The sequence below is a fragment of the Bradyrhizobium sp. B117 genome (assembly GCF_038969555.1).
Taxonomy (GTDB): Bacteria; Pseudomonadota; Alphaproteobacteria; order Rhizobiales; family Xanthobacteraceae; genus Bradyrhizobium.
In genome coordinates, this window is sequence record NZ_CP152414.1 from 740,091 (window position 1) to 753,103 (window position 13,013).

Here is a 13,013-nt window from a genome sequence, read left to right on the forward strand (position 1 = left end):
AGAGACCCATGACCGAGCATGTGCGAGTCGAGAACAACGGCGGAATTCTCACGCTCACTTTGGCGCGCCCCGACAAGAAGAACGCGCTGACCGATGCGATGTACGGCAAGCTCGCCGACAGCATCGAATCCGCCGAATTCGATCCGTCAGCCCGCGTGATCCTGATCCGCGGCGAGGGCGACATGTTCACCGCCGGAAACGACGTCGGCGAGTTCGCCGCCGTCGCATCCGGCAAGTCGGAAGGCAGCCGCAACGTCGTGCGCTTCATCCAGTCGCTGGCGCGCTGTACCCGGCCGCTGGTCGCGGCGGTGCAGGGCCGCGCGGTCGGCGTCGGCACCACGATGCTGCTGCATTGCGATCTCGTCGTGCTCGCCGACAATGCGCAATTGTCGACGCCCTTCGTCAGCCTCGCGCTGGTGCCGGAAGCCGCCTCCAGCCTGTTGATGCCGGCGCGGATCGGCTATGCCCGCGCCTACGAGATGTTCGCGCTCGGCGAGACCGTGCCGGCGAAGTCCGCGCTGGAATGGGGCCTTGCCAACCGCGTGGTGCCGCTCGACAAGCTCGATGCCGAGGCGCTCGCGTTGGCGCAGCGCCTTGCCCGCCAGCCCGCCGGCGCGCTCACCGCGACCAAGAAGCTGATGCGCAATGGCGAGGCGCTGGTGGCGCAGATGCAGGCCGAGGGCGAGCACTTCGCTCAGCGCCTGCGCACCGCGGAGGCGCGCGAAGCGTTCACGGCATTTGCCGAGCGCCGCCCGCCGGATTTCACCAAGGTTGCCTAGCGAGCCCCGGCCTGGCGCAGGCGGCGGCAGGCCGGAAGGCTGGTATTTGACTACAACCTTAACGAACCATTGGCAGGTTGCGATGCAAGGTGGCCACTCGTGAAGAGTAGGCCCCTGACCCCATGGCAATGTTTAAGAAATCGGTAAGCTCGCTTCTCCTGACCTTGATGGCCCTGCTGGCCGTGGGCGCGCTGGCCTCGACGGCGATCCAGATGGTCGGGGCCTTCGGCCGCTACGGCGACAGTCTCGAGACTGCGCGGCTTGCTGCCGCCGACAAGGCGATCTTCCATGGCGTGCTGTCCTTGCGCAACAATCGTGGCGACGCCCAGAGCGCCATCCTCGGCGAGGACGATCCCAAGGCAAAGCTCGCCGAAGCCGAGAAGGCCGAGCAGGCCGGCTATGATGGCATCATCGCCGCGCTTGCCACCGTTGAATTCGCCCGCCGCGACGAGCTCGCCGGCACGCTGAAGCAGCGCTGGAACGACGCCGCACCGCAGTTCCAGCTGTTCTACGACGAGGCCAAGCGTCCGCGCGCCGAGCGCAGGATCGAGCGGACCAATTCCTGGTACGACGCCGTCACCAAGGTGATTGACACGGCGAACCTCGCCTCCACGGCGGTGTCGAACCGCGCCTGGATGAACGATCCCTACATCGCCCGCATGATCCAGGTCCGCCGCTTCGCCTGGCAGGTGCGCGATCGCTACGGCGTCCATTGCTCGCAGCTCCGCTCGAACGTCAACAGCAGCAAGCCGCTCGACGACGCCCAGAAGCGGTCGGTGGCGCAATGGGACGGCACGATCGCCTCCGGCTGGGCGGGCATGGCGGAGCTATTGGCTGCACCCGACGTGACGGCGGAACTGGTGACGGCCGCATCGGACGCGAAGGCCAAGACCGACGCCGTCCTCAAGCAGATCGGTGATCTCACCAGGAATTTTGACGGCAGCGGCAAACCCGCAATGCCGGCGTCCGAATGGAACACGCTGTGCCAGTCGCCGTTCCCGCTGATCGTCGGCGTCGCGACCAAGGCGCTGGACCAGTCGATCGCGCGCGCCGAGACCGTTCAGACGACGGCGCTGACCAAGCTCATCGTGCAGTCGCTCGCCTTCCTGCTGGCGCTCGCCGTGACCTTGGCGGGCGTGTACGTCGTGCGCAATCGCCTGATGCGGCCGGTGCGCGCCATCCTGGACGCGATCGCGCGCATCAGCGCCCGCGACTACGCGACGCCGGTGCCGCAATCCAGATATCCCGACGAGTTCGGCACCATGGCCGCGGCACTCGAAAGCCTGCGCGAGAGCGCGGCAACCGCCGAGCGTCTCGGCCAGGAGCGCGAATCGCAGCAGGCGCTGCAGCTCGCCCGCTCCGGCACTGTCGATGCGGCGTGCCGCAGCTTCGACGACACCGTGCAGGCGGTGATCCAGAGCGTGGTGGCCTCGACCAAGGAACTCGATGCCACCGCAACCGGCGTGCGCTCGCTGGTTTCAGAATCGAGCAGCCAGACCGCGGCGGTCTCGTCCGCCGCCGAGCAGGCCACCAACAATCTCGAGACCATCGCGGCGGCGACCGAGGAGCTCTCGGCGTCCGTCGGCGAGATCTCCGCGCAGGTGCAGTCCAGCGCCCGCGAGGCGCGCGAGGCCGTGTCGCAGGCCGAGCAGACCAACGCGACGGTCGAGATCCTCGACCAGACCGCAAGCCGCATCGGCGAGGTCGTGAAGATGATCAACGCCATCGCTGGCCAGACCAATCTCCTCGCGCTGAACGCCACCATCGAGGCCGCGCGCGCGGGCGAAGCGGGCCGCGGCTTCGCCGTGGTCGCCGGCGAGGTCAAGAGCCTTGCGGCGCAGACCGCGACCGCGACCGAAGAGATCTCCCGCCAGGTCGAGGAGATCCAGGGTGCGACCGGCGAGGCGGTTGCCGCGATCCGCTCGATCGGCGGTGCCATCAGCGGCATCGACGAGAAGATGACGGCGATTGCGGCGGCGGTCGAGCAGCAACGCGCGGCCACCACCGAGATCTCGCGCAACTTCCAGCAGGCCGCCCAAGGCACCCGCGAGGTCACCGACACCATCGGCAGCGTCGCCAGGCTGAACGAGGAGACCGGCAACGCCGGCACGGTGCTGTCGGAGTCCGTGAAGAAGATGTCGGCCGACGCCGATCGTCTCCGCGTCGCGGTCGAGGGCTTCCTCGGCGCGGTGAAGACCGCCTAGTTGCGATCATCCTCCATCCCGCCGTCGCGCGGGCATTGCCGCCGGTCCGCGCGACGGGTACACCTGTGCCGCCGCGCGAGCGCGGCACCAGACGCAAGACACCTCAGGGATGGAGAGTTCGATGCCGGTCACCCCACACAAGGCCCAGCGCCCCTATCGCGGCGTGTTCCCGGTCGCGCCCACCATCTTCGACGAGCGCGGCGAGCTCGATCTGGAGGGCCAGCGCCGCTGCATCGATTTCATGATCGATGCTGGCTCGCACGGCCTCTGCATCCTCGCAAATTTTTCCGAACAGTTCGTGCTGACCGATGCCGAGCGCGAGACCGTGATGCATGCGGTGCTGGAGCATGTCGCCGGCCGGGTTCCCGTCATCGTCACCACCACGCATTTCAGCTCCGCCGTCTGCGCGGCGCGCAGCAAGCAGGCCGAGGCGGCGGGTGCTGCCATGGTGATGGTGATGCCGCCCTACCACGGCGCGACGTTCCGCGTGCCCGAGAAGGGCATCGTCGAATTCTTCAAGGTGCTCTCCGGCGCGATCACCATTCCGATCATGATCCAGGACGCGCCGGTCGCGGGCACGCCGCTGTCGGTCGAACTGCTGGCGCGGCTGTCGCGCGAATTCGCCAACATCCGCTATTTCAAGATTGAGGTGCCCGGCGCCGCCTCAAAGCTCCGCAGCCTAATCGAAGCCGGTGGCAAGGATATCGAAGGTCCCTGGGACGGCGAGGAGGCGATCACGCTGCTCGCCGATCTCGACGCCGGCGCGACCGGCGCGATGACCGGCGGCGGCTATCCCGACGGCATCCGCCAGATCATCGATCCCTATTTCGCCGGCGACCGCGAAAAGGCGAAAGCCGCCTATGAGCGCTGGCTGCCGCTGATCAACTACGAGAACCGTCAATGCGGCCTGATCGCCTGCAAGGCGATGATGCAGGCCGGCGGCGTGATCAAGTCGGAGGCGGTGCGCCATCCCTTGCAGCCGCTGCATCCGGCGACGCGGGCGGGGTTGCTGGAACTCGCCAAGGAACGCGACGCGCTGGCACTGCGGTGGGGCAAGTAGCGCCAAACATTCAGCAGTCGTAGGGTGGGCAAAGGCGCGGAGCGCCGTGCCCACACTTTTACCGACGGCGATGGGTGGTGGGCACGCTCCGCTTTGCCCACCCTACGAAGGCCGTCATTGCGAGGCTCGACTTGTCCTCCGTAGCTCGAAGAGCGAAGGCGGAAGCGACGAAGCAATCCAGTTTGCGGAGAAATCTGGGTTGCTTCGCATGACGGGGGCTGCCCATTTCGGCTGAAGGCGTCGAATTGGCGCGGCTCGGGCCGTTTCCCGCGGCCCGGCGATGACATATTGTACGCTCGCCGACCAAGCCCGCGGGACGCATTTCAAGACATCGCGGAACAGTTCTTCATTATGCCGCTATCCCGAGCCAGGTTGGCGCGAACCGACAGAACAGGGAGGCAGTGCCATGACGATGAGGCCGGATCCCACCTTTCACGCATCGCCCAAGCTTGCGATGGAAGCACCAGCGGAGAACTTTGCCTACACCTTGCTGCTCAGTCCGGATTTCTCAAAGCCGGATGCTCTCGCGGTCATCGACGTCAAGCCGGGATCGCCGACCTATAGCCAGATCGTTCACACCGTGACGATGCCCAACAAGGGCGACGAGTTTCATCATTTCGGCTGGAATGCCTGCTCCTCCGCCTTGTCGCCGCTTACCGGACACGCCTTCATCGAGCGGCGCTATCTGATCATCCCCGGGCTGCGCTCGTCGCGGATCTACATCATCGATACCAAGCCAGATCCGACCCAGGCCAAGATCCACAAGATCATCGAACCGGAGGAGGTCTTCAGGAAGACCGGTTACTCGCGGCCGCATACGATCCATTGCGGGCCGGGCGGCGTCTATGTGAGCACGCTGGGCGGTGGCGGCAAGGACGGCACCAACGGACCTCCTGGTGTCTTCATCATGGATTGCGAAACGTTCGAGGTCCTTGGGCGATGGGAGATCGACCGGGGCCCGCAGACGCTGCATTATGATTTCTGGTGGAATCTGCCGCGCGATTACATGGTGACGAGCGAATGGGCGTTGCCGCCGCAGTTCGAGAACGGGATCGTGCCGGAGGATCTGCTGTCGAACAAGTATGGCCATCGTCTCCACTTCTGGGATCTCCGCGCCCGCCGCAACGTGCAGACCATCGATCTCGGCGCCAATCACCAGATGGCGCTGGAGGTGCGGCCAGCGCACGATCCGGTTCGCGAGTACGGCTTTGCCGGCGTGGTGGTCGACACCACCAATCTCGAAGGTTCGATCTGGACCTGGTGGCGCGAGGGCGGAAAATTCCATGCCGAGAAGACGGCGACGATTCCACCGGAGCCCGCAGACAAGGAGAAGCTTCCGCCGCTGCTGCAGGGCTTTGGCGCGGTGCCGCCACTGGTGACCGATATCGACCTGTCGATGGACGATAGATTCCTCTACGTCTCCTGTTGGGGCACCGGCGAGATGCGCCAGTACGATGTCAGCGATCCCAGAAAGCCCAAGCTTGCGGGCTCGGTGCATACCGGAGGTATCGTGCGCCGCGCGCCGCATCCGAACGGCAAGGCATATGCAGGTGGCCCGCAGATGGTCGAGATCAGCCGCGACGGCCGGCGCGTGTACTGGACCAATTCGCTCTATTCCACCTGGGACGACCAGTTCTATCCCGACGGGGTTCCGGGCGTGGAGGTCATGGCCAATGTCGGTCGTAACGGCGGCCTCGAGCTCGACAAGGACTATTTCGTGAGCTTCCCCGACGGATATCGCGCGCACCAGATCAGGCTCGAGGGTGGCGATTGTTCGACGGACTCCTTTTGCTACCCGTCGGTCTAGATTGGGGGCACGCGAGCCCGGCCGTCGGCTGGCTGTGGCTCGCGCTTGTTGCGAGCGGTCTCTACCACGGCGTCAATCCGGGAATGGGATGGCCGCTCGCCGTTTCGGCCGGGCTCATGGACAAGAGTCCACGCGCGCTCATTCGCGCGTTGTGGGCCCTGGCGGCCGGGCATCTCCTGGCAACACTTCTCGTGCTGCTGCCATTCGCCTTCCTGCTCGTGCTGGCCGCGTGGCAGCGTCCAATCCAGCTGGTCGCGAGCCTTGTCGTCATCGGCTTCGGCATCTATCGGTTGATCGACCGGCGCCATCCCCGCGCGCTGGCTCGAATTCCGCCGACGCAATTGGCGCTCTGGTCGTTTGCCGTCGCCATTGCTCACGGCGCCGCCTTGATGCTCGTGCCGATCTATCTCGGGCTCTGTCAGGCCTTTGAGCTCGATGCCGGCCATGAGGCGGCGGGCGCGCTGATGAAGGCAAGTCTCGGGATGGCGGTGCTCGTGTCGCTGGTTCACGTGACCGCCATGGTTGGCGCCGGCGGATGTCTGGCGTGGCTGGTCTACCGCTATCTGGGATTGAAGTTCGTCTCGCGAAGCTGGTTCAATCTGGATGCAGTCTGGGCGTCCAGCCTCGTTCTGGTCGGCGCGGTGGCGCTCGCCTTCAATCTTGCGAGCTGGCGCTGAGCTTCACCGCGCCAAAGCCCATTCGCCGATGACGCGAAAGCGCGCCTCGGCGTCATCCTGCTTGAACAGCGCGATGCGATCGACCGTCAGCGTATCGAGCTTCAGCGCCGCAAATCGCTCGCGCAGCATCTGCAGAATCGGCCCGCGCCGCTCCGCGTCCAATCGCCCAGTTAGCGTCATGTGGAAACGGAATTCTTCCATCACGTAGGGATAGCCCCAGCGGTCGAGATAATCGCGCTGGCGCTCACTCAGTCTTTCGGGCCTCCGACGGGCGCGATCTTCCGCGGTCAGGGCCAGACGCAAGGAATCGAACTCGCGAACGCAATCGGCAGCGAGCTGTTGAAGCGCATCCACCGGCGCTGCCGGAATGACCGCGATGAAGCCGCTGATCGAATCCACGATCGGGCTGATCGCCGGGATCGGCCGCGCCTTGCCGGCGAAGCTCGCGCAGGCAGCCGACAACTCGGCCTCGGTCTTCCCGGCCGCCAGCGCCATCGGCGCCTTCAGCGTGGCATGAAAGCCGTATTTGCGGGGATCGCTGGTGACGTCGCGCCAGTCCGGTGCGATGCGCAATGCATCCGCGGGAAACGGCAGCTCGTCGCCTGTATAGGCATCGTAGCCGAGCAGCTCGGCGCCGAACCGAGTGAGGGCGCTGTCGGCGCCGGCCGCAAAATAGATCGCGTAGCGGGGAAGGCCTGTCATTGCCCGAACATAACCGGTTTATGCCGCAACGACAGCCTCGCGCGGCATCGGCACTGCTGCGTGCAGCCGCGTCGCATCGGTGAGGTGCACGAGCTTGCCGCCTGATATCACGGCGATCAGCCGCGGCCGCAGCGGCATGGTGTCGTCGACCAGCAGGATGTCGGCGCGGCGACCTTCTGCAAGCACGCCGCGATCGGTGAGGCCGGTTGCGCGCGCAGGTCCCGCAGAAATCAGGCTCCAGGCTTCGGTCAGCGGCAACACGCCGTCGGCGGCGAGACGGAACGCGGCGAGCAGCTGCGCGGGATAGTAATAGTCCGACGCCAGCACAGAGCAGAGCCCCTTGGCGATCATGTCGGATGCCTTGGTCCACCCGGTGTGGCTGCCGCCGCGCACGACGTTTGGCGCACCGTAGACGATGGCATCGCCGTGGCTTGCTGCGGCGCGCGCCGTCTCCTCGTTGATCGGGAACTCCGCGATGTCAGCGCCGAGCTCGCGAAACTCCTGGCGCATCTCCGGCGTCGCATCGTCATGCGAGAGCATCCGTACTTCGGCGGCCCGGGCCGCGGCGGCCAGCCGCGATACGGATGCCGGGACCTCAGAGGCGCGGGACACGACATGTCCGACCAGCCGGTCGAACGCCTCGCTCGACAGCCCGGTGCGCTCGACCATGCGGTTGCGCTTGCGCGGATTGGAGATGTCGGCAACGACCCCGTCCATGTGGTCGTTGAAGGCGAACAGGTCGACGCGGCCCTCGGCGAGCCATTGAGTCATCTCGGCCTCGGCGTCGAGATTGTAGGTCTCGTGCCGCAAATGGAAACGGGTGTCGGCGGCGAATTGCGGACGCTGCCGCTCGATCGCCTCCATCAGGCCGCGCGCATTGTCGGCGCTGCGTAGGCCCGGCTCCCACGAGCAGGTCGTGGCGTGAAACACCGTGGTGATGCCGTTGCTGACCGCCTGGCGGTCGCTGTCGGCGAGCGCGACGTCGATCGGAAAGTCGACGCCGGCCCGCGGCATCATCTGCCGCTCGAACGCATCGCCATGCAGGTCGACGATGCCGGGCAGCACCAGGAGATTGCGCGCATCGATCGAAAGCCGCGTCCGGCCGCGCGAGGCATCGACCTCGGCGATATCAGTTCCGGACACGAGAAGCGACGTCTCGACGAGCTCGGTGCCGATCAGGGCCCGGCCGCCCTCAAGGAAAATGTCTGTCACGCGACCGCGCTTCGTTTGCTGGTTGTGGAATTCGTCCGTGCTTCGTATGTCGCGAGGAAATCTTCAATCCCGAGTTTGCGGAAATTGGGTAGCGCCTCACGCAATTTGTCGTGATCCCAATCCCACCACGCGAGCCTTGCGAGCCGTCCGGCGATCTGTTCGGAGAACCGCCGGCGCACGATCCGCGCCGGATTGCCGGCGACGATGGTGTAGGCCGGCACGTCCTTGGTGACGATGGCGCCGGCCGCGATCACTGCGCCGGTGCCGATGTTGCGGCCCGGCAGCACGATCGCGCCATGGCCGATCCAGACGTCATGACCGATATGGACGTGGTGCTGGCGCCGCCAGTCGAAGAACTCGGTGTCGTCGCTCTCGTCTTCGAAATAGGCGCTAGAACGATAGGTGAAGTGCGCCTGCGTGGCCCGATGCATCGGATGATTGCCCGGATTGATCCGCGTCATCGCCGCGATCGAGCAGAACTTTCCGATCGTCGTGTAGGTGATCTGGGCGTCGTTCACGACATAGGAGTAATCGCCCATCGCCACTTCATGCAGGATGGTGCGCGCGCCGACCTCGGTATAGGCGCCGAGCCTGGTTTCATGCAGTTTTGCGGAAGCATCGATGGTCGGTTGAACCGAAAGCTTCTTACCGGCCATGTTACATCCGTAATGCGAGGGCGGGCACTCCTCTTCGAGTGGCTTGATGACGATGTCATGACGCGGTGATGACAGGGGACGAGGTGTGTAGGATCGCCGCACCGCAATGCGCGTGTCACACAAGTGTCAAGCGCCGGGGTTAGCGGTGGGCTCCAGCTACTCTGGAGCCCTACATGCTGGTGGTTGAAGGTCTGACGTGCCGCTTCGGCGCAAAAGCCGCGGTGGACGACGCTTCGTTTCAAATTTCCCCCGGCGGCTTCGTCGGTGTGATCGGGCGCTCCGGCGCCGGCAAGTCGACCCTGCTGCGGACCATCAACCGTCTCGTGACGCCGACGCAGGGCCGCATCCTGTTCGACGGTCTGGACGTCACCGCGTTGCGCGGCAAGGAACTGCGGCAGTGGCGGGCGCGCTCGGCCATGATCTTCCAGCAGTTCAATCTGGTCGGCCGGCTCGATGTGCTGACCAATGTCCTGATGGGGCGCCTCGCCACCATTCCGGCCTGGCGCTCGCTCTCGCAGATCTGGCCCGAGCAAGACAAGGCGCTGGCGATGTCCGCGCTCGAGCAGTTCGACATCGCCTCGCTCGCCGCGCAGCGCGCCGACCAGCTTTCCGGCGGCCAGCAGCAGCGCGTCGCGATCGCCCGCGCGCTGGTGCAGCAGCCCGACATCATCCTCGCGGACGAGCCGATCGCCTCGCTCGATCCGCGCAACACCAAGATCGTGATGGATGCGCTTTTGCGCATCAACAAGCACTTCGGCATCACCGTGCTCTGCAACCTGCATTCGCTCGATCTGGCGCGCACCTATTGCGATCGCCTGATCGGCATGGCGGCGGGCCGCGTGGTGTTCGACGGCGCCCCGTCGGCGCTGACCGACCTCGTTGCGCGTGAGCTCTATGATCTCGAAGCCGCCGACGTCATGGGCGGAACATCTGCACCGGCGCCCGAGGGCGTTCCGGCGCTCGGAACCGCTGCGGCGGCCTGAGCCGCGTCGCACCTGTTCAATTGCCAGTTTTGCGTCAACCGATCCCAACCGATGAAGAGGGTATCATGATCACTCGCAGACTCGTTCTTGCCGGCGCTGCCGCGCTCGCCTTCACCGCTTCTGCCTCCGCCGAGGACTGGAAAGCAAAATATCCCGAGCTGACATTCGCGGTCATTCCGGCGGAAAACGCCTCGGGCGTGACCGAGCGCTGGGCGCCGTTCATGAGCTATCTCTCCAAGGAGCTGGGCGTGAAGGTCACGCTGCGCATCGCCAACGACTACGCGGCCGTCATCGAAGGCCAGCGCGCCGGCAACATCCATATCGCCAGCTACGGCTCGGCCTCGTTCGCCCGCGCCCGCCTGACCGGCGTCAAGACCGACGCCTTTGCCAACGACATCAACGCTGACGGTTCGACCGGCTACTACTCGGTGTTCTTCGTCAAGGCGAACAGCCCCTACAAGAAGATCGATGACCTCAAGGGCAAGAACCTCGGCCTCGTCGACCCGAACTCGACGTCCGGCAACAACGTGCCGCGCTTCGAGCTCGACAAGATGGGCATCGCAGACGCCGACACCTATTTCAGCAAGGTCGTCTTCACCGGCAGCCACGAGAACGCGATGCTGGCGCTGGCGCAGGGCACGGTCGACGTTGCCGCCAACCAGTGGACCAGCGACGACGATTCGACGCTCGCGCAGATGCTGACCAAGGGCATGCTGAAGAACGCCGACGGCTCGCCGATGAAGAAGGACGATTTCCGCATCATCCACAAGTCGGCGCCGATCATCAACGGCCCCTACGCCTATAACTCCGACCTGCCGGAAGACGCCAAGGCGGCGATCGCCAAGGCGTTCTTCGACGCGCCGGCCAAGGACAAGGCGGCCTTCGACCGCCTCCAGGACGGCCAGAAGAAGGGTTTTCATCCCGCCAGCACCAAGGACTGGGATGGCACGATCGAGCTGATCAAGTTCGTCGATGCGCTGCGTAAGAAGAAGGCGTCCTGAGCTTTCGGGACGAGTCACTTGAGCCGGGTCGATGGACCCGGCTCTTTCTCTTTTTTGACCGAGCACTGTTCCCGATCCGATGACCGTCGCGGTTTCGATCCTCCCCGAGCAGCAGCTGGCCGCGTTGAACGCCGCCCATCGCCAGGCGGTTGCGCGCAAGCGGCTTCGTCTCCTGCTCGGATTTGCGGTGTTCGCCGCCGCGCTGGTTCTCGCCGGCATCGGCGCCGAAGTGAACCTGCGCACGCTGTTCACCCATTTCGGCAATTTCATCAGCTATTTCGACCGCATCCTCACGCTCGACAACGGCCAGCGGGTCTGGACCGATTTCGGCGAGTGGCTCTGGGGCTGGCGTAAATGGCTGAAGATGCTGGGCGAGACCCTGCTGATCTCCTATGTCGGCACGCTGATCGGCGCGACCTTCGCCTTTGGCCTGAACTTCTTCGCAGCTGAAAACACCTCGCCGTCGTCCTGGCTGCGCTTCGTGGTCCGCCGCCTGCTTGAATTCGCGCGCACTGTGCCCGGCATCGTGTTCGCGCTGGTCTTCGTGATCGCCTTCGGGCTCGGGCCGATGGCCGGCGTGCTCGCGATCGCGATCCACTCCACCGGCGCGCTCGGCAAGCTGTTTTCCGAGATCGTCGAGAACGCCGACATGAAGCCGGTCGAGGGCATCCGCTCGACCGGCGCGAGCTGGCTCGCCTGCATGCGCTTCGCCATTCTGCCGCAGGTGACCGCGGGCTATGCCAGCTATGCGCTGCTGCGTTTCGAGATCAACGTCCGTGAGGCCTCGGTGATGGGTTTTGTCGGCGCCGGCGGCATCGGTCAGGAACTCGTCGTCGCGATCCGCAAGTTCTACTACTCAGACGTCAGTGCGATCCTGCTGTTCATCATCATCACCGTCTTCATCATCGACATCTCCACCGGCTGGCTACGCGGCCGGCTGTTCGGCAAGGAGGCGCGGACGTGACGAAGCCGCAGGAGGTCGATACGCGCGAGATGCGCGCGCGCTACCCTGATGTGTTCGACCGGCCGGCTTCGGCGCGGCTGGCCATGCCGGCGATGATCGTCGGTGCGTTCGCGATCCTGATCTACGGCCTCGTCGACCTCGATTTCTCGCCGTCGCGGTTCTTCGCAGGCCTGAGCCAGCTCGGCTGGATCAGCTTGATGATGATCCCGCCGGATCCAGGCTCGTCGCTGCCGATCTATCTGAAGGCGCTCGGCGAGACGCTCTCGATCGCGCTGCTCGGCACCACGCTTGCGGCACTGTTCGCGTTGCCGGTCAGCCTGCTCGCCGCCCGCAACGTGGTGCCGTCGACCATTCTTCGCTTTCCCGTGCGGCGTTTCCTCGATTCGATCCGCGGCGTCGATACGCTGATCTGGGCGCTGGTGTGGATCAACGTCGTCGGGCTCGGCCCGTTCGCCGGCGTGCTCGCCATCGCGGTGTCGGATTTCGGCGCGTTCGGAAAACTGTTCTCGGAGGCGATCGAGGGTGCCGACCAGAAGCAGGTCGAAGGCATCCGCGCCTCCGGCGGCAGTGCGCTGCACGAGATCCGTTTTGGTCTGTTGCCGCAGGTCCTCCCCGTGATCGCCGGCCAGGTGCTCTATTTCATTGAATCCAACACTCGCTCGGCCACCATCATCGGCATCGTCGGCGCCGGTGGCATCGGCCTCCAGCTCGCCGAGCAGATCCGCGTCCTGGAATGGCAGAAGGTGTCGTTCCTGATCCTGATGATCCTGGTCGCGGTCGCCGCGATCGACTTCATCTCGGGCAAGCTGCGGTTTGCGATCATTGGGCGGCGGGCTGTGGCCTGATCTTACTTTCTTCCCTTCTCCCCTTGCGGGAGAAGGTGGCGCGAAGCGCCGGATGAGGGGTATGTCTCCCCAAACTCAGATCGGTATTTGAGGAGACATACCCCTCACCCGACTCGCCGCTGC

The 13,013-nt window shown here is 65.3% G+C and carries 12 protein-coding genes; 9 read left to right on the forward strand and 3 right to left on the reverse strand.

Features of this window, described 5'->3' with window-relative positions:
- Window positions 1-8 precede the first annotated feature (8 nt).
- The 5 genes from AAFG16_RS03490 (at window position 9) to AAFG16_RS03510 (ending at window position 6,527) form a co-directional block, all read left to right on the forward strand.
- Window positions 9-779, forward strand: a complete 771-nt coding sequence (locus AAFG16_RS03490) for an enoyl-CoA hydratase (protein WP_342737322.1) — start codon at window positions 9-11, stop codon at window positions 777-779.
- 122 nt (window positions 780-901) lie between these two features.
- Entirely contained in the window at window positions 902-2,983 is a 2,082-nt protein-coding gene (locus AAFG16_RS03495; protein WP_342737324.1) for a methyl-accepting chemotaxis protein, read from the forward strand.
- A 121-nt stretch (window positions 2,984-3,104) separates the two neighbouring features.
- The gene (locus AAFG16_RS03500; protein WP_342737326.1) at window positions 3,105-4,043 is read left to right on the forward strand and encodes a dihydrodipicolinate synthase family protein; all 939 of its coding nucleotides are present in this window, start codon (window positions 3,105-3,107) and stop codon (window positions 4,041-4,043) included.
- 406 nt (window positions 4,044-4,449) lie between these two features.
- Window positions 4,450-5,850 (forward strand): selenium-binding protein SBP56-related protein, encoded by a 1,401-nt coding sequence (locus AAFG16_RS03505; protein WP_342737328.1) that lies wholly within the window; start codon window positions 4,450-4,452, stop codon window positions 5,848-5,850.
- Between the two features lie 83 nt (window positions 5,851-5,933).
- A complete protein-coding gene (locus AAFG16_RS03510) occupies window positions 5,934-6,527 on the forward strand; it encodes a hypothetical protein (RefSeq protein ID WP_342740846.1) in 594 nt (197 codons plus the stop codon).
- A gap of 3 nt (window positions 6,528-6,530) precedes the next feature.
- On the opposite strand, the gene AAFG16_RS03515 is transcribed toward AAFG16_RS03510, so the two are convergent.
- From AAFG16_RS03515 to AAFG16_RS03525, 3 genes are read right to left on the reverse strand one after another with little or no spacing between them, the layout of a single operon-like run.
- Window positions 6,531-7,229: a DUF1045 domain-containing protein gene (locus AAFG16_RS03515; RefSeq protein WP_342737330.1), complete on the reverse strand. Its 699-nt coding sequence runs from the start codon at window positions 7,227-7,229 to the stop codon at window positions 6,531-6,533.
- 18 nt (window positions 7,230-7,247) lie between these two features.
- The gene (locus AAFG16_RS03520) at window positions 7,248-8,441 is read right to left on the reverse strand and encodes an alpha-D-ribose 1-methylphosphonate 5-triphosphate diphosphatase (RefSeq protein ID WP_342737332.1); all 1,194 of its coding nucleotides are present in this window, start codon (window positions 8,439-8,441) and stop codon (window positions 7,248-7,250) included.
- Window positions 8,438-9,097 carry a chloramphenicol acetyltransferase gene (locus tag AAFG16_RS03525; RefSeq protein ID WP_342737334.1) on the reverse strand — a complete coding sequence of 220 codons (660 nt, stop codon included), beginning with the start codon at window positions 9,095-9,097 and terminating at the stop codon, window positions 8,438-8,440. The genes AAFG16_RS03520 and AAFG16_RS03525 overlap by 4 nt, the downstream gene beginning before the upstream one ends.
- 173 nt (window positions 9,098-9,270) lie before the next feature.
- Here AAFG16_RS03525 and phnC point away from each other — a divergent pair, with 173 nt between their 5' ends.
- The 4 genes from phnC (at window position 9,271) to phnE (AAFG16_RS03545) (ending at window position 12,890) form a co-directional block, all read left to right on the forward strand.
- The gene (gene phnC / locus AAFG16_RS03530; protein ID WP_283083515.1) at window positions 9,271-10,080 is read left to right on the forward strand and encodes a phosphonate ABC transporter ATP-binding protein; all 810 of its coding nucleotides are present in this window, start codon (window positions 9,271-9,273) and stop codon (window positions 10,078-10,080) included.
- Between the two features lie 65 nt (window positions 10,081-10,145).
- On the forward strand, window positions 10,146-11,081 hold the full coding sequence (phnD, locus tag AAFG16_RS03535) for a phosphonate ABC transporter substrate-binding protein (protein ID WP_342737338.1): 936 nt from the start codon (window positions 10,146-10,148) through the stop codon (window positions 11,079-11,081).
- 79 nt (window positions 11,082-11,160) lie between these two features.
- Window positions 11,161-12,045: a phosphonate ABC transporter, permease protein PhnE gene (gene phnE, locus AAFG16_RS03540; RefSeq protein ID WP_342737340.1), complete on the forward strand. Its 885-nt coding sequence runs from the start codon at window positions 11,161-11,163 to the stop codon at window positions 12,043-12,045.
- Window positions 12,042-12,890, forward strand: coding sequence for a phosphonate ABC transporter, permease protein PhnE (gene phnE, locus AAFG16_RS03545; RefSeq protein WP_283083518.1), 849 nt, complete (start codon window positions 12,042-12,044; stop codon window positions 12,888-12,890). The genes phnE (AAFG16_RS03540) and phnE (AAFG16_RS03545) overlap by 4 nt, the downstream gene beginning before the upstream one ends.
- Window positions 12,891-13,013 lie beyond the last annotated feature (123 nt).